The sequence below is a fragment of the Hyphomonas sp. UBA3195 genome (genome assembly GCF_002366485.1).
Taxonomy (GTDB): domain Bacteria; phylum Pseudomonadota; class Alphaproteobacteria; order Caulobacterales; family Hyphomonadaceae; genus Hyphomonas.
In genome coordinates this window covers 13,379-36,854 of record NZ_DEXB01000006.1, presented here as the reverse complement: position 1 = coordinate 36,854, position 23,476 = coordinate 13,379, and the positions used below count along the sequence as shown (strand labels likewise).

Below are 23,476 nucleotides of genomic sequence, written 5' to 3'. Positions count from 1 at the left end.
TTTGTCGATCCTTGTGGAACGCGAAAGGTGAAAAATGCTCACTTTTTTGTATCAGTTTGATTTTCAAGAAACTTTTCGAGCCAGTGAATATTGTATTCACCTTCGAGTACATCCTCATTCTCGACGAGTTCGCGGTGCAGATCCAGCGTCGTGAAGACCCCGCCGATGACCATTTCCTGCAAGGCCCGGCGAAGGCGCATGATACACTCACGGCGGGTTCGCCCGTGCACGATCAATTTGCCGATCAGCGAGTCGTAGTGAGGAGGAATGCGGTAGCCCGAATAGGCCGCACTATCGAGTCTGACATCAGGTCCGCCGGGTGCGTGGAAGTCTGTGATCAGGCCCGGGGAAGGCACGAACGTCTTTGGGTGCTCGGCATTGATCCGGCACTCGATGGCGTGACCGACCAGCATGACATCTTCCTGCCGGAATGAGAGTTCCTTCCCTTCGGCAATGCGGATTTGTTCGCGCACCAGGTCAATGCCTGTGATCATTTCTGTGACAGGGTGCTCGACCTGGAGCCGCGTGTTCATTTCGATGAAGTAGAATTTACCGTCTTCATAGAGGAACTCGACCGTACCGGCGCCGCGATAACCAAGTTTTTCCATCGCACGGGCGCAGATGCCGCCGATCTCTTCACGCTGGGCCTGATTCAGAGCAGGCGAGGGCGCTTCCTCGAAGACTTTCTGGTTACGTCGCTGCAGCGAACAATCGCGCTCCCAGAGATGGGCTACATTGCCATGCGTGTCAGCGATGATCTGGACTTCGATGTGACGCGGGCCCTGAAGATATTTCTCAAGATACACCGCATCATCACCGAATGCAGCCTTGGCTTCGGTCTTGGCGGTTCGAACGGCATTTTCGAGGTCTGCTTCAGTCTTGGCGAGCTTCATGCCTCGACCGCCGCCGCCAGCAGATGCTTTTACGAGGACCGGAAAGCCGATTTTCTTGGCGGCCTTCTTGGCTTCGGCAATAGACGACAATGCGCCTTCTGAACCGGGTACGCACGGCACGCCCGCTTCTATCATTGCGGCCTTGGCAGCGATCTTGTCGCCCATGATGCGGATATGCTCGGCCGTAGGACCAATGAACGCGAGCCCATGTGCTTCGACCATTTCGGCGAATTGGGCGTTCTCCGACAGAAAGCCGTATCCCGGATGGATCGCGTCCGCGCCGGTGATCTCGGCAGCGGCAAGGATCTGCGACTTCTTCAGATAGCTTTCGGACGATGGCGCAGGCCCGATGCAGACACTCTCGTCCGCGAGGCGCACAGCCATGGCGTCGCTGTCTGCTTCGGAATGGACGACCACGGTGGACAGTCCCATTTCCTTGCAGGCGCGGTGAATCCTCAGCGCGATCTCGCCGCGGTTTGCGATGAGAACCTTCTTGATAACGGGTTGGTCAGCCATATTACTCGATCAGAATGAGAGCTTCGCCATATTCAACTGGCTGGGCATCAGTGACGTAGATTTCTTTGACGGTACCGGCCTTGTCGGCTTCGACTGGATTGAAAGTCTTCATGGCTTCGACGAGCAAGATCGTGTCGCCCTTTTTCACCTTGTCGCCAACGCCGACGAATTGCTTCGCACCGGGTTCAGGCGACAGGTATACCGTGCCGACCATCGGAGACTTGATGGCGTTGTCAGATGTCTGAGGTGGAGCGTCTGTGGTGGCGACAGGAGCGGCTGCTGACGGAGCAGCGGCAGCCGGTGCAGCGACCGGCGCGGCCATAGCGGCCTGCACAACCGGCGCAGCGGGTTTGCTGACGCGGATGCGTAGGCCTTCATGTTCAACTTCAACTTCGCCAAGGTCTGCTTCCCGCAGAATGGCTGCGAGTTCCCGGACAAGTCCGGTATCCAGCTTGTTCTTCGTTGTGCTCATGGGATGTCAGGTCTCTTATTTGCCCGTGAGGGTCTTTGCCGCCATTAGCGCCAGCTCATAACCATAGGCGCCAAGGCCTGCAATCGTGGCCTTCACAGCGGGGGATACGTAATTCACCTGGCGGAACGCTTCGCGCGCCGCAGGATTCGACAAATGAACTTCAATTACAGGGATTTTGCACGCTTTCAGCGCGTCGTGAAGAGCGATGGATGTATGCGTGTAGGCTGCGGCATTCAGAATGATGGCGGCGCCCTTTTCAGATGCCTCCTGAATCCAGCTCACCAATTCGCCTTCATGATTCGTCTGGCGAAGCTCCAGCGGTGTTCCATCTGCCAGCGCTTCGAGACGTGCATGAATGTCAGCGAGGGTCTCGTGCCCGTAAATCTCGGGCTCGCGTGAGCCGAGAAGGTTGAGGTTTGGGCCTCCAAGGACATATACGGGCTTGGTCATAGTCTTCCGTCTTGCGCTGTAACGCCGGGCAAGGCAAGGGGGCTGGTGAACGGAGAAAACCCGAATGTTGATTACAGTCAATGGCGTATCTCGCGAAGTCGAACCTGGCCTGACGCTTGCCATGTTGGTGCTTCAACTGGCAGGCGAGTCCGACAGGGATCAGCGCGGCATTGCGATTGAGCGAAATCTCGAAATCGTGCCGAAGTCAGAGCATGCCAGCACTGTGATTGAGGACGGCGACAAGATAGAAGTGGTTCAGTTCGTGGGTGGTGGCTGATCGCTTGCGATCTCAGCTATTTGCGCCATCCAGCTCTTGCAGACCAGACAGGTTAGAATTTTGACAGATCCCCTTATCATCGCCGGCAAATCCTATAATTCCCGCCTGATCGTAGGCACGGGCAAGTATCAGACTTATCAACAGAACGCGGACGCAGCGCGGGCTGCTGGCGCGGAGATCGTCACCGTGGCTTTGCGGCGGGTGAACTTGTCGGACCCGAACGAAGAGCGGCTGACAGACTTTGTGAAGCCGGACGAATTTACTTATCTGCCAAATACAGCCGGATGTTACACGGCGGATGAAGCCGTTCGCACGCTGCGCCTGGCGCGCGAGGCCGGTGGCTGGAATTTGGTGAAGCTGGAAGTGCTGGCTGACCAGAAGACGCTCTATCCGAACATGCCGGAGACGCTTGAGGCAGCCAAAGCCCTGATCGCCGATGGGTTTGAGGTCATGGTTTATTGTTCCGATGATCCGGTCTACGCGAAGATGCTGGAAGACGCAGGTTGCTGCGCGATCATGCCGCTCGGTAGCTTGATTGGGTCAGGCCTCGGAATCATGAATCCGGTCAATATCCGTCTCATTGTCGAGCAGACACGAGTGCCGGTGATTGTCGATGCGGGTGTCGGAACGGCCTCGGACGCCGCGATTGCCATGGAACTGGGCTGTGATGGCGTGCTGATGAATACGGCCATTGCCGCCGCGAAGGATCCGATCCGGATGGCCAATGCCATGAAACATGCGGTGATCGCCGGTCGAGAGTCCTATCTGGCCGGGCGGATGCCAAAAAAGATGTATGCGGATCCAAGTTCGCCGCTTGCGGGCCTGATCTGATCAGAACAACGCGAGTGCTGCGTACAGGATCAGGCACATCAAAAATCCTACCACGCTGATCAGCGTGGTAGAGACGGTCCATGTACGCAGCGTCTCACCTGGCGTGATGCCGAAGATCCGTCCAACGAGCCAAAAGCCACTATCATTCACATGGCTGCCGGTTGTTGCGCCCGCGGCGATCGCGATGGCCACAATACCTAGCTGCGGGGCGGAGAGATCGGCCATCGCCACAATGGGCGCGGTCAGGCCGGCTGACGTTATCATGGCAACCGTGGAGCTGCCTTGGGCGAGCCTCAGGATGACGGCGAGTACGTAGCCCGCCAGAAGCGGACCAAACCCCAGACCAAGCGCGGCATTTGCGATCTGCTCGCCAGCGCCTGTGTCCACAAGAACCTGCTTGAACGCGCCGCCCGCGCCAGTGACGAGGATGACTGCGCCTGTAGGCTCGAATGCGCGGGCCATCGCGTCCGACATCAATTTCCGGCTCTGGACGGTCTTTGGATAAAGCAGCAGCCAGGATGCGCCGCATGCAATCAGGAGCGCGCTAAATGGATGCCCGATGATTTCAAGCACATATTTGATGGGGCCGTCCGGCAATATTCCCGCAAGCGTGCCCAACAGAATCAGGACGAGTGGCAGCGTAATCAGGAATATGGCCCGTTCGGGCTGTGGGATGGGCCGGGTTGTATGATTGCTGGTTTCGTCCAGTTCGAAGGCCGGATTGCCGATTGGCATGCGGTTGCGCTGCTCCAAAAACGCCGCGAAGAGCGGACCGGATACGGCCAGCGCGACGCAGCCTGTTATTGCGCCGAAGAGGATAACCCAGCCCAGGTCCGCGCCTATCAGCTCCGCGATGGCGATCGGTCCCGGCGTGGGCGGTAGGAAAGCGTGGCCGACCGCGAGCCCTGCCATGAGCGGGAGACCAAGAGACATGGCGGGTTTCAGCCGGTCATGAGCCATGGTGAGGATCAGGGGTGCGAGTATGATGAGGGCGACATCGAAAAAGACAGGTGTGGACGCCAACAAGCCAATGCCGGCGATCTTCCATTGGTTCGTCTTGAAGCTGGATGAAGTAGAGAGTTTTGAAGCCAGAGCGTCGAGCGCCCCAGAGGCCTGCAGGATCGCGCCGAACAACGCGCCAAGCCCGATGACTGTGGCAATGAACCCCAGCGTGCCGCCCAGGCCTTTTGCCAATGTGTCGAAGGCTTGTTCTGGGGCCATGCCCGCGGCCAGGGCACTGAATATGCTGACCAGTAGCAGGGCCGCGAAGGCATTCATCCGTGCGCGCAATATCAGCGCAAGCAGCGCCGCAATGCCAAACCCTGTTGCCAGCAGGGGGCGGTAGACGAGGAGCGCCTCGGTCAGCTCCATGCGAGGCCAATTGATGTCGTTCTGATGCGCATGAGTGTGTCATGTGCGGTCATGTAAAGTGTGCGGCCGTCTGCGTCGCCGAAGCAGCAATTGGCAGTTGCCTTGCCGGTGTTGATCCGGGCAAGGGGTTTGCCGTCCGAGGCCAGAAGGAACACGCCGCCCGGGCCCGTTGCAAAGATGTGACCCGAACGCGTCACAGCCATCCCGTCCGGCAGGCCCGGAGCCGTGTCGGACATGAACGGCTTGGCGTCAAAAAGCACCGAACTGGAAGAACCATCAGGTGCCATGCGCAGGATGACCGGCTGGTCGGGATCCGATTGGCTAACATAGAGTGTCTGGCTGTCTGGTGACAGCACGATGCCATTCGGGAAAGTCATTGTATCGATAAGGCGGGTGATTTCTCCATCTGGTGACAGACGGTACACGCCGTTGGCATCTTGCTCCTTCAGGGGAGAGTCATTCATGCCCTCCAGCCCATAGGGCGGATCGGTGAAGAACAGGCTTCCGTCAGGCCCTTCGACAACATCGTTTGGGCTGTTGAACTTCTTGCCATTGAACGTGGCGGCAATGATCTCACGATGCCCGGTTTCGAAGTCCATTCGTTCGACCGCGCGACGACCATGGTTGCAGATGAGAAGTGAGCCATCGTGAGAAATAGCCAATCCATTGGCGCCCGGTTCGCGGAAACCCGTCGCCTGCTCACGTGCAACGCCCGAAGGGGCCAGGAATTCCGTCGCGCCGCTGGCTTCTGACCATTTCCACGCAATGTTCTCCGGTACATCGGTAAAATACAGGCAGTTGCGTGCGCGATCCCAGACCGGCCCTTCACTCCATGTATAACCGGAGGCCAAAACCTCCAGTCTTGCGAAAATATCCAACAGGGAATGGGCTTCCGCATCGAAGATCTCGAGATCGGGATTGGACGCCTTTCCGATCGGAGTGGTGGCGCAAGCCGAAATCAGGGTGGCTGCGGCGGCAGACCCCATGAAGCCACGTCGCGTTTGTTTCATTCTACATGTGTCCTTGTGGCAATTGCGCTGGCTGGAACGTTCGTGTGGTAAGCCTGATCAATGATGACCTCCGCGCGCGCCCGAATGTCGTCAGCGGATGCACCCACCATGAATTCGATCTTACCGGGTTCTACGATCCAGCCGTCCCGTGCCGTGTAGTACGCCATCTGGTCGGGGGTCAGGGTGAAGCTCACTGTGCGGGATTCACCAGCCGGGATATGGACTCGCTTGAATCCGCGCAGTTCTCGTTTCGGTCGGGCAATCGTGGCGAGCGGATCACGCATATACAGCTGAATCACCTCATCAGAATCGACGTCTCCGGAATTTGTGACCTTGATGCTCAAGGTGAATTCATCTGCATCGGTTGTTGCGATCAGGTCACCATATTCGAAGCTGGAATAGGTCAGTCCATGACCGAAGGGGAAAAGCGGCGTGATCGGAATATCGATGAACCGGTTCGTGTCTTTCGACAGGTCCGGGTCAGCGGGGCGCCCACCGGGATATTCGGAATAGGTGTGCGGCACCGCACCGGTGCGTCGCGGAAATTCGATAGGTAGGCGACCCGCAGGGGAGACATCACCCCATATCACGTCAGACAGCGCGTTTCCGGCTTCAATGCCCAGCATCCATGTGTTGAGCACGGCATCAGCGGCTCCAACTTCCTGTTCCATTGCGAGCGGCCGTCCCGTCACCAATATGATCGTAACGGGTTTGCCGATCTCAAACATCGCCGCGGCGAGGGCGGACTGGTTCTGGGGAAGGGCAATATCTGAGCGGCTGCGCGCTTCCCCGGACAGGTCGAAATCCTCCCCGATCACCAAGAGAATATGATCGGCGGCCGACGCAATCTCCACAGCAGCCTCAATAGAAGAATCCGCGTCATTTGAAGGATGCGCGCCGGCTGCATATGTAATGGTGGTGCCGTCAGGAGCGTTTTGTTGCAGGCCCTCAAGCAATGAGACGACATCCTCGACCTTGCCTTGTGCACGCCAAGAGCCGAGCTGAGTCAGCTTGTCTTCCGCCAAGGCACCGATAACGGCGATTTTCTGAGGGGATTTGGAGAGTGGCAGAACCTGGTTTTCATTCTTCAAGAGCACCGTTGATTTCACCGCGGCTTCGCGTGCTGTGCGTCGGAATTCATGGCTCAGCAGAGTTGTCTTTTCCCGTTCTGCATCGTGATAGTCCATCGGTTCGTCAAACAGGCCCAATCGCTCTTTTGTCGTCAGTATACGGGCAACTGCCGCGTCGAGATCATGTGTCAGGCATTCATCTGACTGCACAGCGGTCTTGATCCTGGTTGGCAGGACCATGCTGGTCATGTCCATGTCGACGCCCGCGCGCAGGGCAAGCACTCCCGCCTGTTCTTCAGATTCGGCCACGCCGTGATTCATCAATTCAGCGACTGCATTCCAGTCGGACACGATCATGCCGTCAAAGCCCCACTCGCCCCGCAATACATCATCGATGAGATATTCATTGGCTGTGGACGGAACCCCGGCGACATCATTGAACGCCGTCATCATGGAGCCGGTGCCAGCCTTCGTGGCGGCGTAGAAGGGAGGCAGATAGGTTTCGAACAGGCTTTGATCGCTGATGTCAGCAGACCCATAGTCGCGGCCGCCAGTTGGGGCACCATATGCGCCGAAGTGTTTCGTCGCAGCGAGAATGGTGTTTGGGGCTGCCAGGCTTTCGCCCTGATAGCCCTCGACCTGCGCGACTGCCATACGAGACCCCAGATATGGGTCCGCACCAGCACTCTCGACGATTCTGCCCCATCGCGGGTCACGCGCAATGTCGACCATCGGGGCGAACGTCCAGTGAAGGCCTGCTGACGACGCCTCGTCAGCGGAGATGACGGCGGCTTCCCGCCAGACGTCTGGATCCCATGATGCCGCCATTGCCAGTGGTACCGGAAAAATCGTTCGGTAGCCGTGAACTACGTCCATCGCAAAGAGGAGCGGGATGCCCAGACGGCTTTCTTCAATGGCGACCTTTTGGAGCTCACCCAGCGGCTCAGCGCCCGCAACATGAAGATAGGAGCCAATCTCGCCATTCCGGACTTTGCCGAGTTCTTCAGGGGTGAGCTTTGAATTCAGCGACTTGCTGCGGCCACCTGCGGCCTGGTTTAATTGACCGAGTTTTTCATCAATAGTCATCTGGGCCACCAACGAACGTACGCGCTGTGATGCACTCGTCAGACTCACATTCGGCGTGCAGGCTCTGGCCTCGGAAATGTCAGAAACGACGGTGTCAGCGGGTGCGGTAGGCGCTTGCACAGGCGTGGCGCAAGCGGTCGCCAACAAGGTGGTCGCCAAGGCGCCAATCGCAAGCCGGCGCTTCGTGCCCGTGTAAGCATCGGTCATAATTCCCTCCCCATAAGTGTCGCGTCGACCGCGTTTCGTTAGCGCAATCATTGGGGGAGTGGCTATTTATGTCAACGCTAACATTTTCCCGTCCAAAAGAGTGTTCGATGTCTGTGACCGTTTAGTGCAGCGGGGCATTAGGTATACGTCAGGCTTTTACGAGGCCGATCTCGCGGAGCCGTTCCATGAGATAATCCTGAGCCGTGATCGGGGCTTCGGCTTTGCCGCCTTCAGCGACGCAGCCAGGTAGCGCTTCGATCAGGTAATCCTGATTGAAGTGCAAAAAGAAGGGCGTCGAGTAGCGCGGGAATTTTGCTCGCTCGGCAGATGGGTTAAGCACGCGGTGCGTTGTGGACGGCAGTACACCGCCCGTCAGGCGCTGTAGCATGTCTCCGCAATTGATGACCAGCGCGCCAGCGGGCGGATTAACGTCCAGCCATTCGCCTGAACTGTGCAAGACCTGGAGGCCGGCCTCCTCAGCACCCAATAAAAGCGTGATGACATTAATGTCCTCATGCGCGCCGGCGCGGACCGTGCCTGCGGGTGGAGGAGTTTGCTGCGGGGGGTAGTGGAGCAGACGCAGGATCGAGTTGCCGAAATTGACCTTGTCGTCGAACCAATCCTCGGCGAGCCCAAGATGCAAGGCGACACCTTCCAGAATTTCCCGGCCCATTTCATCCAGTGCATCAAAAAGTGCGGTTGTGGCTTCGTCAAAAGCAGGCACGTCGGGAACGCTGGGTGTGTCGGCCATCGTTGCGCGATAGGGGCTGTCCTCCGGTAGGGCGCGACCGGTATGCCAAAATTCCTTGAGATCGGCATGAGCGTTGCCCTTGGCGTTTTCCGTCCCAAAGGCCGTATAGCCGCGCTGGCCACCCCCTTGGCGTCCGTCATATTTCAGCTTTTCCGCGTCCGGCAGAGCAAAGAAAGCCTTGGTCGCATCCAGATTGCGGTCAATCACGCCCTGATCGACTGTATGGCCGGACACCACTGCGAACCCTGTCTCTCGAAAGGAGCGGCAGAGCGCATCTCCGAACGCTTTTTTATCGGATTTGAACAGGTCGAACGGGACGGGTTTGAAATAGTCGGTCATCATTATCGGGGTCTCTGGCAAGAATTAGAGGGGAGATTAGCACAGAGGGATGGGCCGACCATACGTAACGCCACATATGTAGCAGTTGTGCGTGCAATTGAGTTTGGCCGTGCTTTCGTGGAGATTTTGACGGCTCCACCGAATTCAGGGGCTTGCGATCAGGATGGGGTTTCTCTAGACCCCATATTCCGCGCTGGAGAGGTGGCCGAGTGGCTGAAGGCGCGCCCCTGCTAAGGTCGTCGGGGTGGCTCCACCTACCTGTATTATAAAGAGAAAATCTACAGTTTTGGAAGTTTCCCCCAGAAATCCCCCATGCATTTTTACTATAAAGTCCGTACACGTCGATAAGGGTTTCGAGTCTTCTCCATCCTCAATCACGGAACGCGATAAGAAATTTGCAAGATATTGATCTTTATCTCTCTTAGGTAGCACAGCTGCTTGTGCTGTGTCGAGAACTAGTAACAATTGTGTCTTGGTTTTGCTGACTGGCACCGCAGACGGGGGAAACAAATGAGACACAAGCCATTAGATTTACAGTCCGAAGTCAAAAGGGCCAATTTACCCGATGGCTTGAATGGCTTCCTGTTTCCAATGTTTGAGGCGGTTTCAAATGCGTTTCATTCTATCGAGGAACGCTGGGGAGATGATCTTGAGGGCCAAGGCCGTTTGGAAGTCCTTTTCGATGCTGAAAACAAGCAAATACAAGTTTCGGATAACGGAATAGGTTTCGACGACAACAATTTGTCATCGTTCTTGACGCCATTGACTGGAAAGAAATTTGAGCGCGGTGGTAAGGGGTTCGGACGCTTCATGGCGTTCAAGGTGTTCAAAGAAGTGTACTACTCTTCAAAACAGACCGCCAGCGATCAGCCTTTGCCGAATGGTGTCTACTTGTACGACCCCTTTTCAACAGAAGATAATTTGGTCCGTACCCTCAACGTCGCAGATAAAATTGTTCACGATGCCGATTGCGGTGTTGCGGTCATGTTGGGATCTCCTCTTAATGAATACGAGGACTATTTCAAACTAGACTCTAAAGACAGTGAACATAACGTGTCAGCAGAAGACGTTGTTGCGGCTGTGCTGGACCACTTCCTCATCGAGTTCCTCCAAAAGAAAGTCCCAAAGCACTTCATACTAACCATTCAGGATGTCCCATTTAATCTGTACCAGTACTTTAATGATGGGCTGTCCATTGCGGGTGAAAAAGCTGAATTTCTGCCGGTTGGGCAGGGTAGCAACTCGTTTGAGTTCACCTATTATAAAGTAGGGGCGGACCAAGCTAAGAAACATAGGCTGTATTTCTATGCGAACAATCGCGCAGCGAGCGAGCCTGAGAATATTTCTTCGAATCTGAATAAGCAGCCGTTCAGTGAAATAGTCGGCCAAGAAGAGAAAAGGTACTACTACCTAGTCGCCGTTTCGAGCGAATTTTTTAAGTCCTCTCAGTCTCGAGATCGGATTACGAACTTGCATGGAAAGATCGAATTCGACGGTAAAAAGAAATCAATCAAAGATCATCTCATTTCGCTGGCAAAAAAACACATCCTTGAAATCGAGGCCGAGTACACAGCTGGGCGCCGAAAAAAAATGAAAGAGGATGTTGATCACTTGATAGCGATCGATCCGTTGCTCAGGAGGGGTTTGGGTAACAAGACCAGTGCAGAATTTGTTCGAAAGAGAGCGATTACCGAAACCCGAGAACAGTTGGCGTCTGATCTGTTCATTGAGAGGTTCCGGCGTAAATTTGATTTCAGTAAGCTGGCCACAGACGCGAGTTTGGACAAATTAGTTTCAATCGTTCGTACACAAATTCCTGAAGATGCCAAAGAAGCACTGGCGGTCTACGTGGCTTATCGGAACCAAGTTATCCGCATATTTCGTGAGCTATTGAAAAAGCAGGAAGAGGGGCTGGCTACGGAGGATCAGGTACATCAGTTGATCTATCCAAGATACAAAGACAGCGAAGAAGTTGACTTTTCATCCCACAATCTCTGGCTCCTGGATGATGATCTCGCATATGCGCGATACATCTCTAGCGATCGCACGACTGAAAGCGCTGCACGAAATAAAGGAGAGTATGCGCACGACCTTTTGATCAACAATGAAAATGAACTGATGATTGTTGAGATGAAGAGGCCTCAAAAGAAAAGTTATGATGGCACGAAGGAAGAGAGTACGAACAATCCCATCGACCAGTTGAAACGGCAAGTTTCGGCTATAAGAAAAAAGCAGAAAGTTCTGACGTCTGGTGGACGAGAGGTTCAAATTCCTTCCGACTCCATGGTCCGGGGCTACATTCTGGCAGATTGGAATGACTCTCTCCAAACTTACCTTGAGCAAGAAGATTTCATCATAACGAACTTCGGTGGCCGAATGGCGTACCGTTATTATAACGCACTAAATATCATGATTGAGGTGCTGGCGTTTGATCGTTTGGTGGATCGAGCTTGCAACCGGAACGAGGCTTTTGTCCAGATGCTGGATGGGCGATCAAACTATGACAGAATACAAAATAGCCCGCTTAGCTCTGATTAGCGTTTAGGTACCAATCCGAATTTTCTTAATGGAATGCAGATTGCCGTCATCTCGATGCGCAATCGAGCAGATGAAGTGTTCGAAAGCTGTTCCATTTTCCCCCAGTTTTCCCCCACGTTCCACGTCTGTTCACGGCAATTGACGGCAATTGACAGCAATTCACGGCAATTGAGCCTTGCCCCAAATCCCCAATATATATAGGGATTTCAGGCGCTGGAGAGGTGGCCGAGTGGCTGAAGGCGCGCCCCTGCTAAGGGCGTATACGTTAACGCGTATCGAGGGTTCGAATCCCTTCCTCTCCGCCAGCCACCTGATGTGCTGATTTTGCTTAATAAAAACAGATAATTAGGGCGGCCACTATTTAGTGTGTAGGACAGCCGCCGTTTGAATTGTAGGACGCCTGAACGGTCAGCTCTTCTGCCGAGCACACATTGGGCAAATAAGGCCTCCATCAGAGAGTGGGTCTAAAAAAAGCCCAATCTACTGACGCTGAAATCTTTTGGCCGGTGGTGTCAGCGGAACCGGACTTGAGGTAACCAATCTTGGGGTTTAGCCTCAGGAAATGGTCAAAAACCCGTTTCGCTACTTCAAAACCTCACCTGAGATCATCCAACTCGCTGTACTCCTATATGCCCGCTTTCCGCTCTCACTTCGCAATATCGAGGATCTGCTCCACGAGCGCGGCATAGATGTCTGCCACGAAAGCGTCCGCCTATGGGTCGATCGGTTCGGGTCTTACTTCGCTCATAAGATCCGGAAGCAGCGTTCGGAATCCATGCGGCGCAGCCCGCAATGGCAGTGGCACCTGGACGAGGTCTTCGTGAAGATCCGCGGCGAGAGGCACTATCTTTGGCGGGCTGTCGACCACGAAGGCGAAGTTCTTGAGTCTTTTGTCACGAAGAAGCGCGACAAAGCCGCCGCGCTGAAATTCCTAAAGAAAGCAATGAAGAGATGCGGTAATCCACATGTCGTCGTGACAGACAGATGCTCTTCTTATCGGGCGGCTATGAAAGTGATTGGGAACGAGGGCCGCCAAGAGACTGGCCGGCATCTCAACAATCGCGCCGAGAATTCCCACCTGCCCTTTCGACGAAGAGAGCGAGCAATGTCGCGATTTCGTCGTATGCGAAGTCTGCAGAAGTTCGTTTCAATGCATTCGTCAGTGTACAATCACTTTAATTTCGAAAGGCACATCAACCCCAGAATTCAATTCAAACAGAAACGCGACGCCGCTCTTTGCAAATGGCGCGACCTTCTCGTCGCCTAGCACCTGCTCGTTCACGAATAATGGAGACGGGTTCGCGTTAGACTGACACCACCCAGTAAGTGTATCATCTTAACTGCGCGGTCCGTTGAAGGCCTCGTCGAGCAAATAACCTTCAAGAGTCTCAGCCATTCAATAGATTACCGCTTCACTATGTCCAAGCCGGAGGGAAATTGCTGTCTTTACATATAGACTAAATTGAGCTTTGGATCGTGACCATGCACCGTCTGGTAGCTCTTCTCTGTGCGATTTTCGCCATATCACCATTCCTGTCAGGGGCGGCGCATACGCGTGCGCATGCTGAAGAGCTGCATCATGTGATGCCAATCGATCATCATCTTGATGAGCAGGGCCTCGGTCATGACACTCTGTCCGATCTGGACGATGAGCACTCGCACGAGCTTGATCATGAGGATCACCCTGCGGAACTTCATTTTGTTGCGCTTGGCATTTCTTCACCGACTGGTCTCGTCAAGTCAGTTGTGCCTTTTGTAAGGCTTGTATCCGGTCCGCCATCCTATCGCGGACCCATCCGCCTGAAAGATCCGGATCCCGAACGAATTTCAGCCTGAACATAATATCGTACATTGTTACGCCATGCGGGCGTCCAATGTTTGCTTGTTCAGCCTGGAGTAAGTTTCATGGCACTTAAAATTATAGGCTGCGCCTTGATCATGGCGTTGCCACTTCTGTCGGTCAGCGCGCAGACATCCGCTTGTGAAGCAGGCGAAGATCTCGAAATTGTGACGTCCTCTCAAGCCATGCGGGCTGCACTTGACGCCGACTTGCGACCCATCCTGGCGGACAAGGGTGTGGCCCTGGCCCGCACGGAACGGACGATTGCTGCACTTCGCCCAATGGATACGATCAGTCTCGAAACGGAAAATTTTCCAGGCATCGGTCTGGCGGGCGAGATCGACAATCTGGAAGTGACAGGGCGATTCTCAAGGACGTGGGAGCGCGGTGGCAAAAGAGAGGCGCGCGAAGCGGTGGCGCGCGCAGGGATAGCCGTTGCAGAAACTGAGCGGAAAATCATCGAGCACGATATCGCTCACGCGATTGAGACGCTGTATGTTGAAGCTGTCCTCCTGGAGCGCCGAGCCGATCTCGCCTGCAAGCGGGTCGCGATTTCACGGTCTTTGAAGGAAATTGTTGATCGCCGCGTGGAAGCTGCCCGAGACCCACTTCTTGCGCAGGCGCGGTCAGTGACGGACCTCGCTAGGGCTGAGGCAGAAGCGCTTCAATACCACCGCCTCGCCGCCGAGCGGCGTATGACCATTGCCAGTATGTGGGGCAGGGCGGAGGATTTTGCGATCGAGCCTGGATTCATTGAGCGCCGCTTGAAATCAGGCCAGCTGGATATTCCAGGTGTGTACTCACCTGAATTCGAAAAACTGCAGGCGGAAGATCGCCGCCTTGCGGCTGAGACAGAACTTCGAAGGGCGGAAGCAGTGCCAGATGTGACTTGGAGCGCGGGTGTTCGGAAATTCGGATATCGAGAAGACATTGGCGTCATCGCCGGTGTCTCCATCCCTCTGGGTACGCAGAGTCAGTCAGCTGCCAAAGTTGCCAAACACCGGGTTCAACAAGAACTCGTCGCTGTCCGCGAACGTGTGCTGCGCCAGCAATTGCTGCGTCAGGCAGTCAACTATCAGCGCGCGGCGCAAAACGCGCAGGCCAGCATACGAGATATAGATGACGTTTTACTTCCTGAAGCGATCCGCGCGCTTGATCTGGCCCAAGAGGGGTATGACCGCGGCGCATTTTCGTACCTCGAAATCATCGATGCGCAGCGAACACTTGCTGAACTGCGTGAACAGCGTCTCGGCCATATCGAGACCTTCATCCTGAACGAAGCTGCTCTTTCCCGCGTCACGGGCCGGGAAGACTGGCAGTCCATCGTGGAGACTGCACAATGAATCCTCGCATTCTTTATCCTGTTGCCGCTGCAGTAATTGCAGCGCTGATGACCCTCACCGGCTGCGGCAGCCAGAATTCAGCGCCAGGCGATGGCGACAATATTCATACTGGGGCCGGAGAATCTGAAACTGCGGAAGGGCCTCATGGAGGACGTCTGTTGGAAGAAGGGGATTTTGCGCTGGAAATGACGATTTTTGAGTCAGGTGTCCCGCCTGAGTATCGAATTTATCCTTTCCTTGCAGGTGAACCTGTTGATCCGTCCCATGTCGCGCTGACAGTTCGCCTCGACCGACTTGGAGACGAGGAGGATATTTTCGAATTCTCTCCGGTTCAGGATTATCTGAAAGGCGACGGTGTCGTTACCGAACCGCATTCATTCGAGGTCTTCGTCGACGCCCAACATCAGGGCACGTCTTACTCTTGGAGTTATGAATCCTTCGAGGGCCGCACCACGATTGCCGACGACACAGCTGTGTCCATGGGTGTCGAGACTGAAATTGCCGGTGCTGCGGTGATCAGGGACATAATTCCTCTCTCGGGCGTGACGGCCCTCTCGCCATCTGCGACCGCGGAGGTTCGGGCCCGCTACCCCGGTCCAGTCCAGTCGGTCAGCGTCGGCGTGAATGATATGGTTCGCAAGGGACAGACGCTGGCGCGCGTCGAAAGCTCCTCCAGTCTTCAGAGTTATTCGGTCACCGCGCCGGTATCGGGGACAATCCTTGAACGCAACACCAATGCGGGCGATGTCGCGGGCGATCAATCTCTCTTCACGATCGCTGACCTCAATCAGTTGGAGGCGCGTCTGCACGTCTTCCCTAACGATGCAGGGAAGGTGAAAACAGGTCAGAGCGTCCGCATGGGTATTGCTGGGTCTGACCCCGAGTTTGCGTCAGAGATCACCCGCTTTCTGCCGATATCGGGCGAAAATACGCAGACTCGTATCGCCGTAGCCCCCGTGCCGATCGAAGCGGCAATGACCCCTGGCATGCGGGTCATGGCGAGCGTTGTGACCGGAGAGTCTGAAGTGCCGCTCGCCGTGAGAGAATCCGGGCTGCAGAGCTTTCGTGACTTCACCGTGGTCTACGCAAAAGTGGGCGAGACCTACGAGGTCCGGATGCTCGACCTGGGAGAGAGCGATGGTGAATTTGTCGAAGTCCTTGGCGGGTTAGATCCCGGCACTGAATATGTCAGCGCCAATTCCTTCCTCATCAAAGCCGACATTGAAAAGTCCGGCGCCAGCCACGACCATTAGGAGACAGCCATGCTTGAGAGCATCATTCGATTCTCGATCAGCCAGCGCTGGTTGGTCCTTGCTGTTGTATTCGGACTTGCCGCACTCGGCATCTACAATTTCAACCGGCTTCCGATCGATGCCGTTCCTGACATCACAAATGTCCAGGTGCAGATCAACACGGAAGCCCCCGGCTATTCGCCTCTGGAAACCGAGCAACGCATCACGTTCCCGGTAGAGACCGCCATTTCGGGTCTTCCTGATCTTGACTATACACGGTCGGTTTCCCGCTACGGATTGAGTCAAGTGACGGTGATCTTCGATGATGGCACCGACATCTACCGCGCCAGACAACTGGTTTCAGAAAGAATCCAGTCGGTTCGAGCCACACTTCCGGAAGGCGTGTCGCCTGAACTCGGTCCTATCGCAACGGGGCTGGGCGAAATTTACATGTACATCCTTTCGGCTGAGCCGGGCGCACTCACTGAAGATGGCGCACGGTACACGGCGATGGATTTGCGCACGCTCAATGACTGGGTGGTCTTGCCTCAGCTGCGCACGGTCGAAGGCGTGACGGAAGTCAACACGATCGGCGGGTTCAAGAAGGAAATCCATATCCTGCCAGATCCGGCAGCCCTCGCCGGATTCGATCTAACGCTAGACGATATCATCGGCGCTGTGGAAGCGAATAATGCGAATACCGGCGCAGGCTATATTGAACGTCATGGTGAGCAGAACCTGATCCGGGTTCCCGGTCAGGCGAATTCGCTTGACGATCTTCGCAACATCACCGTGAAAGACACCGGCGCCTTCGGGATCCGGTTGTCAGATGTCGCAGAAATAACCATCGGTGAAGAACTCCGGACTGGCGCTGCAACCCAGAACGGTGAGGAAGTTATTCTTGGTACCGCCTTCATGCTGGTCGGCGAAAACAGCCGCACAGTATCAGTCGCAGTTGACGAGCGGGTGGACGAAATCCGGCCTGGTCTGCCTGATGGCGTCCAGATCACGCCGGTCTATAATCGCACGACCCTGGTCGATGCGACGATCGCAACCGTCGAGAAGAATCTGGCTGAGGGTGCGTTACTGGTTATTCTCGTCCTGTTTCTCCTGCTCGGAAATATACGGGCAGCACTCATAACGGCGGCGGTCATTCCCGTGGCGATGCTGATGACTATCACGGGGATGGTCGAGAACAATGTGTCGGGCAATCTGATGAGCCTCGGCGCGCTCGATTTCGGCCTGATCGTTGATGGCGCTGTTATCATTGTCGAAAATTGCCTCCGGCGATTTGCGGAGAAGCAGGGGAGCCTCGGTCGCTTGCTGACCCGCGAAGAGCGATTTTCCCTGGCAGCCGAAGCGTCCAGTGAAGTGATCAAACCATCGATATTCGGCGTGATCATCATCACGGTGGTGTATTTTCCAATCTTTGCCCTGACGGGGATCGAAGGGAAGATGTTCCACCCGATGGCCTTCACCGTGGTTCTGGCGCTCACCTCGGCCCTGATTCTCTCGCTGACTTTCGTGCCAGCTGCCGTCGCGCTTATTGTCCGCGGCAAAGTCACGGAGAAGGAAAGCCGCCTGATGAGGGGGGCAAAGTGGCTTTACCGGCCGGCTCTTAGCTTCGCGCTACGTGTTCGATACGCTATTGTGATCGGAGCCGTTGCGCTCGTCGGCATCGGTGGCTGGGGGGCAACCAAGCTAGGTTCGGAGTTTATTCCAAACCTTGATGAAGGCGATATAGCCCTCCACGCTTTGCGCATTCCAGGCACAAGCCTGACTCAGGCGATTGAAATGCAGGAAATGCTCGAAGCGAGGATCGTGCAGGTCCCGGAGGTCGAACGCGTTTTTGCCAAGATCGGCACGCCTGAAATTGCGACCGATCCGGTGCCTCCGAGTGTGGCAGACACATTCGTGATCATGAAACCACGTAAGGAATGGCCGGACCCCAGAAAGCCAAAATCGCAACTTGTCTCCGAGCTACAGGCAGTGGTCGAACAGATACCTGGCAGCAAGTATGAGCTGACCCAGCCGATTGAAATGCGGTTCAATGAGCTGATTTCAGGGGTCCGCGCAGATGTCGCCGTGAAAATCTATGGCGATGATCTGGAAACACTGGAAGCGACAGCCGATCGGATTCAGGAGATCGTAACCGGCACGGCTGGCTCCGCCGATGTGCAGCGCGAACAAGTTACGGGCCTGCCTATCTTGTCAATTCGCCCTGACAGGGATGCGCTTGCAAGATACGGATTGAACGTCGGTGACATCCAGGCAGTTGCGGCAACGGCGCTGGGGGGGCAAGTCGCCGGACGTTTTTTCGAAGGCGACCGCCGCTTCGATATCGTTGTCAGATTCCCCGAATATTTGCGTACGGATGTTGTGGCGATCCAGCGTCTGCCTGTCCCTCTGCCGGAAGGCAGACGGTCCGGCGATGGCGTTATGTTCGTGCCTCTGTCTGAAGTAGCGAGCGTCGACATCGCCCCGGGCCCCAATCAGGTCAGTCGCGAGAACGGCAAGCGCAAGCTTGTTGTCACCTCAAATGTGAGAGGTCGGGATCTTGGCTCATTTATCACCGAACTGCAGGATCGCGTATCGGACGGCGCTGACCTCCCAGCCGGCTACTGGATCGAATATGGCGGAACGTATGAACAGCTTGTCTCTGCCAGTCAGCGCCTGTCGGTTGTAGTGCCCATCGCGCTGCTGATGATTTTCGGTCTGTTGCTGATGCTGTTCGGCACCCTGAGGGATGCCGCGATCGTCTTCTCGGGAGTCCCTCTCGCACTGACGGGAGGCGTGGCAGCGCTCGCCTTGCGCGACATGCCATTCTCGATATCCGCGGGCGTTGGATTTATCGCCCTCTCCGGCGTCGCCGTGCTCAATGGTGTGGTAATGCTCAGTTTCATTCGCCAGCGCCGCGAACGGGGAGAGGCCTTGGACGAGGCGATCTATGAAGGGGCTTTGCAACGGTTGAGGCCGGTGCTCATGACCGCGCTCGTTGCCAGTCTGGGATTTATTCCGATGGCGTTCAATGTCGGGCTCGGCAGCGAGGTTCAACGACCTCTTGCGACAGTGGTGATCGGCGGAATTTTCTCCTCAACGCTTCTCACCTTGCTCGTTCTGCCAGCGCTCTACCGAATTGTTCATGGGGGAGAGAAAAGCTCACGACGTGAACCGTTGCTGGCGGACGAGCCGGTGCCAGCGGAATAGGAAGGGCCCTTCAGGCACACTTTCATGCTGGGTATTCTCACTGATCGTACCTATCGGCACCTTTTCCTTGCGCAGCTGGTTGCCCTGATTGGCACCGGGCTACTCACCGTTGCGCTCGGCTTGCTCGCTTTCGAGCTTGCAGGAAACGAGGCCGGGCAGGTGCTCGGCATCGCGCTTGCGATCAAGATGGTGGCCTATATCGCGATCGCTCCAGTCGTGGGGGCCTTCTCGTCCCGGCTCCCCCGCAAGACGTTTCTCGTGGCACTGGATATCGTACGGGCTGGCGTTGCGCTGTTCCTCCCATTCGTCACGGAGGTCTGGCAGATTTATGGATTGATCTTCGTCCTGCAATCGGCCTCAGCGGCCTTCACGCCGACTTTCCAGGCCTCGATCCCCGATATCCTGCCTGATGAGGAAGATTATACGAAAGCGCTCTCGCTCTCCCGTCTTGCGTACGACATGGAGAGCCTCACCAGTCCCCTGATCGCCGCCGCGTTCCTCACGGTGATCTCGTTCAACGGTCTGTTTGCAGGAACAGCAATTGGTTTCGTCGGCTCGGCGATCCTTGTACTAAGGTCGGGACTGGCCATAGGCCGCGCTGCAAAATTCCATAGCGGCGGGGTCTGGGCTCGCACCAGTCACGGCATGGTCATGTATCTGAAGACGCCTCGCCTTGTCGGATTGCTGGCGGTCACCCTCTCGGCCGCGGCGGCTGGATCTATGGTCACCGTCAACACCGTCGTCATCATTCGCGAGGAACTGGCGCTTTCCCAAGCCGCCTATGCGATTACGCTGGGCGCGTATGGCCTGGGCTCGATGCTCATTGCGCTGTCAGTCTCCAGTATTCTTCGAAAGCTAACCGACCGGACGGCGTTGCTGGCCGCCTCGGCCTTTCTGACAGGCCTTCTGGCCGCACTTGCCGCGCTGACCCTCTTGATGGGAATTCAATGGCCGATCATTCTTGGCGGCTGGTTATGTCTGGGGGCGGCCTATTCCTTGTGTGTGACTCCTGCCGGTCGACTGCTCAGGCGCTCATCTCATGCCGACAACCGCACCACAATTTTCGCGGCGCAATTCGCGCTCAGCCATGCGTGCTGGCTAATTGCCTATCCCCTGGCAGGCTGGCTAGGTGCGTCGCTTGGCCAGTCAGCAGCCTTTGCCGGTCTCTGCGCTCTTTCCCTCGCGGGCCTGGTAATTGCGGCGCGCGTCTGGCCAAGGCGCGATGTTACGCAAATCGTTCACGCGCATCCAGACCTTCCTGCCGACCATCCGCACATACGCGACGGTCATCAGCCCGACGAACCCGTCCATACTTTCGTGATCGACGATATCCATACTCAGTGGCCAAAGCCGACCTGAAAGGAAAGTATAGCTTTAAGTAGACAGCTTTTTACAGGGATCAGTTCACGGAATAGGTTGTGCTTCGCCCATCTCCAGATCGTCTGCACCGGGTCAATTTCCGAAATCATCGAACGCTATGCGGCTGTCCGGCACGTTCAGAGATTTTAACAAAGACAGAACCGCCGCCAGCATGGGTGGAGGACCGCATATATAAAAACTACACGCGTCGAGATCGGGATGTGAGGTGATACACTGATCGCGAACCAATTCATGGATCAAGCCGCGCGGACCAGACCAGGTATCCGTTTCCGGTGCGTCTGACAGGGCCACATGCCAGGAGAAATTTGGATATGCTGCCACAAGCTCTTCCAAATCTTCCTGATAGGCTAGGTGTTCCTGTGTTCTGGCCCCATACCAGAACGATATCCGCGAAGATGTGCGTTTTACCTTGAGCTGATCGAGGATCATGGATCGGATCGGCGCGATCCCCGCGCCGCCTCCAATGAAGATGATTTCATCGGCATCCTCATTGATATGAAAATCCCCAAACGGCCCACGCAGATGCAACGTATCACCGCTCTTCCGCGTGAGCAGGAATGCAGATCCGACTCCCACCGGGACGTCCATCATACCGATTTTGGGGAGCGCGAGGCGAATGCTCAACTTGACCTTGTTCCCAAACTCGCCCGGGGCGTTTGCGAGGGAATAAGTCCGGAAGACCGGGACATTGGTGCCGAACGTCTTTGCGGCGCCAGACCTTTCCCACTGCGCCTTCACCTGATCAGGCAGGTCCAGCTCATCGAGACAGGATGTAAAGGGCGGAATTTCGACTTGAACATAGCTACCGGCCCGGAAGTCGAGCGGCGTGGGAAGCGACAGGCACAACTCGTACATGTCCGGCGTGATGAAGGTGGAAGAGACGACGACTGCTTTGATGTCAGTTGCGTCTAGCAGGCCATGCGGTAGCGTCACCGAAAGAGGGGAGGTGATCTGGTGCTGGCATGCCAGCCGGTATCCTTCCTCCAGCTCGGCGTCCGGTATTTGCCGGCGGTCAGCCGGGAGGATCGGGAGATCCGGGCCAATCCGGACCCGGCAGAGGCCGCATGTGCCACCGCCGCCGCAAGTGGAAGGAAGCGGGTAACCTTCAGTGCCCATCGCTGTGAAGAGTGACTGCATGGGTCGGGCGTCGACGGTCCGGATCGTGCCGCCTTCACTGTCAGAGAGGGCCAGGGCGAAGGTGTGCTTCCGTAAGCGCCATCTGCCGATGACATTGAAGTCGTTCCGTCTGAAACTGTCCCACCACAGAGCAATCCCGCTGAAGCCGAGCCAAAGCACAACGAGCGCGGTCAGGATGATGAGCGGGTGATTGAAGCTGGATCGGCTGACATAGTCCATGATGTGGACCATCCAGAAGACGTCGAACGTTCTCCAATAATTGTTCCGCCTCTCGAGAATCTCGCCATTCGAAGCCGAAACATAAAGGCTCGTCTGCTCGGGGTCGGAGAAGTCGATCCGCCAGGCGGGTGGGGCGTGGTCGCGAATTTCCAGCGTGGACTCGGTGAGAAGACGGGTCCGACTGATCTCGCCCGGGCCGGAATAATCCTTGAGAGCGATGTCGCCAGCGAGCGCTTCGCTCACAATGATTGTGTTACCGGTCACCGCTTCGCCAAGTGTTGAACCGTCCGGCGTGACCGTTTCGAAGACCGCGCGCCCATTGAGGTTTTTGAGACGGATCTCGCGGATATCGCCGCGGCCCAAGGCATCAGGCTGGCCGATCTCGGCACCGGCAAGCTCGCTGAGCGGGGTGGGGGCCGCGGGTGCGGCCTTGTGATGGTGGCCAACAACCTTGCTGTGAGGAAGAATGGCCATGCCGAGGCCGCTCAGCATCCAGAGAGCAAGCTGAATGCCCAGGATCAATGCGATCCATTTATGGCCCTGTCGAATGATCGCCATCATGACAGGGACCCCCGGCGGCGCCTGAAGCTGAAAAAGAGCAGCCACATTCCAAGGACCGAGAGCACAAGGCCGAGGCCGGCTGAAATCCGTAGAAGGGTATTGTTCACGTCTGCGCGTTCTTCATAGTCCATGATGTGCAGCATCCAGGCGAAATCGAAGATACGCCAGTATGTGTGGCGTCTGGTAATCAGCGACCCGTCATCCGGTGAGACATAGAAGGCGGTTGATCCGGCATCGTCGAAATCCACGCGCCATAAAGGAAGTGGCCGGGACTGGATTTCTGTCGGCGCCTCTTCCGCATCCACCAATAGCCTGGCCGAGGCTATGTCGGCCGTCCGGGTATAGTGGTATCGCGCGACAGCGATTGCATCGTCTTGCGTGAGCGGAGAAATTTGGCGACCGGTTTCCGCATCCACAAGATGTGATCCGGCCGGAGATCTCACCCGGAAAACGGGTTGCCCAATCCAGCTCGCGAGGACAATTTCGCTGGCGTCCGGATAGTCATCGACCACGTCTTGGAATGTGACGCTTGGCTCATAATCTGCGCCAAGCCTCGCAGCCATGTTCTGAACGAGGTGGTCACCATGAATGAAATCAAGATTTATCACCACCATGTAAACACCTGTCGCGAGCCAAAGCATGACTTGCGCGCCGATGATGAGCGACAGCCATTTGTGCCACTGGCGCACTCTGAATGCGATATTTTTACCCACGAATGACCGTCCTGAGCTAGGTGTAGTAGAGGG

The 23,476-nt window shown here is 56.1% G+C and carries 18 protein-coding genes and 1 tRNA gene; 9 read left to right on the top strand and 10 right to left on the bottom strand.

Annotated features, from left to right (window positions below; genetic code table 11):
- Window positions 1-38: 38 nt before the first annotated feature.
- Genes accC through B2344_RS02875 form a run of 3 tightly spaced genes read right to left on the bottom strand, consistent with a single transcriptional unit; the run spans window position 39 to window position 2,331 of the window.
- Window positions 39-1,409: an acetyl-CoA carboxylase biotin carboxylase subunit gene (accC, locus tag B2344_RS02885; RefSeq protein WP_034813286.1), complete on the bottom strand. Its 1,371-nt coding sequence runs from the start codon at window positions 1,407-1,409 to the stop codon at window positions 39-41.
- A 1-nt stretch (window position 1,410) separates the two neighbouring features.
- The gene (gene accB / locus B2344_RS02880) at window positions 1,411-1,881 is read right to left on the bottom strand and encodes an acetyl-CoA carboxylase biotin carboxyl carrier protein (protein ID WP_206993068.1); all 471 of its coding nucleotides are present in this window, start codon (window positions 1,879-1,881) and stop codon (window positions 1,411-1,413) included.
- A 15-nt stretch (window positions 1,882-1,896) separates the two neighbouring features.
- Window positions 1,897-2,331 carry a type II 3-dehydroquinate dehydratase gene (locus B2344_RS02875; protein ID WP_290484628.1) on the bottom strand — a complete coding sequence of 145 codons (435 nt, stop codon included), beginning with the start codon at window positions 2,329-2,331 and terminating at the stop codon, window positions 1,897-1,899.
- Between the two features lie 64 nt (window positions 2,332-2,395).
- Between B2344_RS02875 and thiS the strand changes: the two genes are divergently transcribed.
- Together thiS and B2344_RS02865 are read left to right on the top strand one after the other, a co-directional pair.
- The gene (thiS, locus tag B2344_RS02870; protein ID WP_206993070.1) at window positions 2,396-2,608 is read left to right on the top strand and encodes a sulfur carrier protein ThiS; all 213 of its coding nucleotides are present in this window, start codon (window positions 2,396-2,398) and stop codon (window positions 2,606-2,608) included.
- A gap of 60 nt (window positions 2,609-2,668) precedes the next feature.
- Window positions 2,669-3,439, top strand: a complete 771-nt coding sequence (locus B2344_RS02865) for a thiazole synthase (RefSeq protein WP_290483326.1) — start codon at window positions 2,669-2,671, stop codon at window positions 3,437-3,439.
- Here the strand turns inward: B2344_RS02865 and B2344_RS02860 are convergent, their stop codons facing one another.
- From B2344_RS02860 to B2344_RS02845, 4 genes are all read right to left on the bottom strand, one after another.
- Window positions 3,440-4,810: a GntP family permease gene (locus B2344_RS02860; protein WP_290484273.1), complete on the bottom strand. Its 1,371-nt coding sequence runs from the start codon at window positions 4,808-4,810 to the stop codon at window positions 3,440-3,442.
- Window positions 4,801-5,820: an SMP-30/gluconolactonase/LRE family protein gene (locus tag B2344_RS02855; protein ID WP_290479107.1), complete on the bottom strand. Its 1,020-nt coding sequence runs from the start codon at window positions 5,818-5,820 to the stop codon at window positions 4,801-4,803. Before B2344_RS02855 ends, B2344_RS02860 begins: the two co-directional genes overlap by 10 nt.
- Window positions 5,817-8,183: a glycoside hydrolase family 3 N-terminal domain-containing protein gene (locus tag B2344_RS02850; protein WP_290484627.1), complete on the bottom strand. Its 2,367-nt coding sequence runs from the start codon at window positions 8,181-8,183 to the stop codon at window positions 5,817-5,819. The genes B2344_RS02855 and B2344_RS02850 overlap by 4 nt, the downstream gene beginning before the upstream one ends.
- Before the next feature lie 148 nt (window positions 8,184-8,331).
- Window positions 8,332-9,273: an isopenicillin N synthase family dioxygenase gene (locus B2344_RS02845; RefSeq protein WP_349679774.1), complete on the bottom strand. Its 942-nt coding sequence runs from the start codon at window positions 9,271-9,273 to the stop codon at window positions 8,332-8,334.
- Window positions 9,274-9,783: 510 nt separating this feature from the next.
- On the opposite strand from B2344_RS02845, the gene B2344_RS02840 reads away from it, so the two are divergent.
- The 3 genes from B2344_RS02840 to B2344_RS02830 all read left to right on the top strand — a co-directional run bounded on the left by B2344_RS02840 (window position 9,784) and on the right by B2344_RS02830 (window position 13,078).
- A complete protein-coding gene (locus B2344_RS02840) occupies window positions 9,784-11,811 on the top strand; it encodes an ATP-binding protein (protein WP_290483329.1) in 2,028 nt (675 codons plus the stop codon).
- Window positions 11,812-12,026: 215 nt separating this feature from the next.
- Window positions 12,027-12,116, top strand: a tRNA-Ser gene (locus B2344_RS02835).
- Between the two features lie 257 nt (window positions 12,117-12,373).
- Window positions 12,374-13,078: an IS6 family transposase gene (locus tag B2344_RS02830; protein WP_290484625.1), complete on the top strand. Its 705-nt coding sequence runs from the start codon at window positions 12,374-12,376 to the stop codon at window positions 13,076-13,078.
- 269 nt (window positions 13,079-13,347) lie between these two features.
- Here B2344_RS02830 and B2344_RS02825 read toward each other — a convergent pair whose 3' ends face one another.
- Window positions 13,348-13,509 carry a hypothetical protein gene (locus tag B2344_RS02825; RefSeq protein WP_290478570.1) on the bottom strand — a complete coding sequence of 54 codons (162 nt, stop codon included), beginning with the start codon at window positions 13,507-13,509 and terminating at the stop codon, window positions 13,348-13,350.
- A 207-nt stretch (window positions 13,510-13,716) separates the two neighbouring features.
- Between B2344_RS02825 and B2344_RS02820 the strand changes: the two genes are divergently transcribed.
- Genes B2344_RS02820 through B2344_RS02805 form a run of 4 tightly spaced genes read left to right on the top strand, consistent with a single transcriptional unit; the run spans window position 13,717 to window position 20,792 of the window.
- Window positions 13,717-14,994, top strand: coding sequence for a TolC family protein (locus tag B2344_RS02820; protein ID WP_290484624.1), 1,278 nt, complete (start codon window positions 13,717-13,719; stop codon window positions 14,992-14,994).
- On the top strand, window positions 14,991-16,247 hold the full coding sequence (locus tag B2344_RS02815) for an efflux RND transporter periplasmic adaptor subunit (RefSeq protein ID WP_290484623.1): 1,257 nt from the start codon (window positions 14,991-14,993) through the stop codon (window positions 16,245-16,247). The genes B2344_RS02820 and B2344_RS02815 overlap by 4 nt, the downstream gene beginning before the upstream one ends.
- A 9-nt stretch (window positions 16,248-16,256) precedes the next feature.
- Window positions 16,257-19,433, top strand: a complete 3,177-nt coding sequence (locus tag B2344_RS02810) for an efflux RND transporter permease subunit (RefSeq protein WP_290484622.1) — start codon at window positions 16,257-16,259, stop codon at window positions 19,431-19,433.
- 24 nt (window positions 19,434-19,457) lie between these two features.
- Complete coding sequence (locus B2344_RS02805; protein WP_290484621.1) at window positions 19,458-20,792, top strand: MFS transporter; 1,335 nt, start codon at window positions 19,458-19,460, stop codon at window positions 20,790-20,792.
- 93 nt (window positions 20,793-20,885) lie between these two features.
- Here B2344_RS02805 and nqrF read toward each other — a convergent pair whose 3' ends face one another.
- Both nqrF and B2344_RS02795 read right to left on the bottom strand, forming a co-directional pair.
- Window positions 20,886-22,730 carry an NADH:ubiquinone reductase (Na(+)-transporting) subunit F gene (gene nqrF / locus B2344_RS02800; protein ID WP_290484620.1) on the bottom strand — a complete coding sequence of 615 codons (1,845 nt, stop codon included), beginning with the start codon at window positions 22,728-22,730 and terminating at the stop codon, window positions 20,886-20,888.
- Complete coding sequence (locus B2344_RS02795) at window positions 22,727-23,443, bottom strand: PepSY domain-containing protein (protein WP_290484619.1); 717 nt, start codon at window positions 23,441-23,443, stop codon at window positions 22,727-22,729. The genes nqrF and B2344_RS02795 overlap by 4 nt, the downstream gene beginning before the upstream one ends.
- Window positions 23,444-23,476 lie beyond the last annotated feature (33 nt).

What these genes read in the sequence shown, in the direction of transcription:
- B2344_RS02820 (WP_290484624.1), top strand. Translation starts at nt 13,717, where the DNA reads ATGGCACTTAAAATTATAGGCTGCGCCTTGATCATGGCGTTGCCACTT.
- B2344_RS02845 (WP_349679774.1), bottom strand. Translation starts at nt 9,273, where the DNA reads ATGACCGACTATTTCAAACCCGTCCCGTTCGACCTGTTCAAATCCGAT.
- B2344_RS02805 (WP_290484621.1), top strand. Translation starts at nt 19,458, where the DNA reads ATGCTGGGTATTCTCACTGATCGTACCTATCGGCACCTTTTCCTTGCG.
- B2344_RS02830 (WP_290484625.1), top strand. Translation starts at nt 12,374, where the DNA reads ATGGTCAAAAACCCGTTTCGCTACTTCAAAACCTCACCTGAGATCATC.
- nqrF (WP_290484620.1), bottom strand. Translation starts at nt 22,730, where the DNA reads ATGATGGCGATCATTCGACAGGGCCATAAATGGATCGCATTGATCCTG.
- thiS (WP_206993070.1), top strand. Translation starts at nt 2,396, where the DNA reads ATGTTGATTACAGTCAATGGCGTATCTCGCGAAGTCGAACCTGGCCTG.
- B2344_RS02850 (WP_290484627.1), bottom strand. Translation starts at nt 8,183, where the DNA reads ATGACCGATGCTTACACGGGCACGAAGCGCCGGCTTGCGATTGGCGCC.
- B2344_RS02860 (WP_290484273.1), bottom strand. Translation starts at nt 4,810, where the DNA reads ATGGAGCTGACCGAGGCGCTCCTCGTCTACCGCCCCCTGCTGGCAACA.
- B2344_RS02840 (WP_290483329.1), top strand. Translation starts at nt 9,784, where the DNA reads ATGAGACACAAGCCATTAGATTTACAGTCCGAAGTCAAAAGGGCCAAT.
- B2344_RS02875 (WP_290484628.1), bottom strand. Translation starts at nt 2,331, where the DNA reads ATGACCAAGCCCGTATATGTCCTTGGAGGCCCAAACCTCAACCTTCTC.
- accC (WP_034813286.1), bottom strand. Translation starts at nt 1,409, where the DNA reads ATGGCTGACCAACCCGTTATCAAGAAGGTTCTCATCGCAAACCGCGGC.
- B2344_RS02855 (WP_290479107.1), bottom strand. Translation starts at nt 5,820, where the DNA reads ATGAAACAAACGCGACGTGGCTTCATGGGGTCTGCCGCCGCAGCCACC.
- B2344_RS02810 (WP_290484622.1), top strand. Translation starts at nt 16,257, where the DNA reads ATGCTTGAGAGCATCATTCGATTCTCGATCAGCCAGCGCTGGTTGGTC.
- accB (WP_206993068.1), bottom strand. Translation starts at nt 1,881, where the DNA reads ATGAGCACAACGAAGAACAAGCTGGATACCGGACTTGTCCGGGAACTC.
- B2344_RS02825 (WP_290478570.1), bottom strand. Translation starts at nt 13,509, where the DNA reads ATGAAGTTCCGCAGGGTGATCCTCATGATCAAGCTCGTGCGAGTGCTC.
- B2344_RS02815 (WP_290484623.1), top strand. Translation starts at nt 14,991, where the DNA reads ATGAATCCTCGCATTCTTTATCCTGTTGCCGCTGCAGTAATTGCAGCG.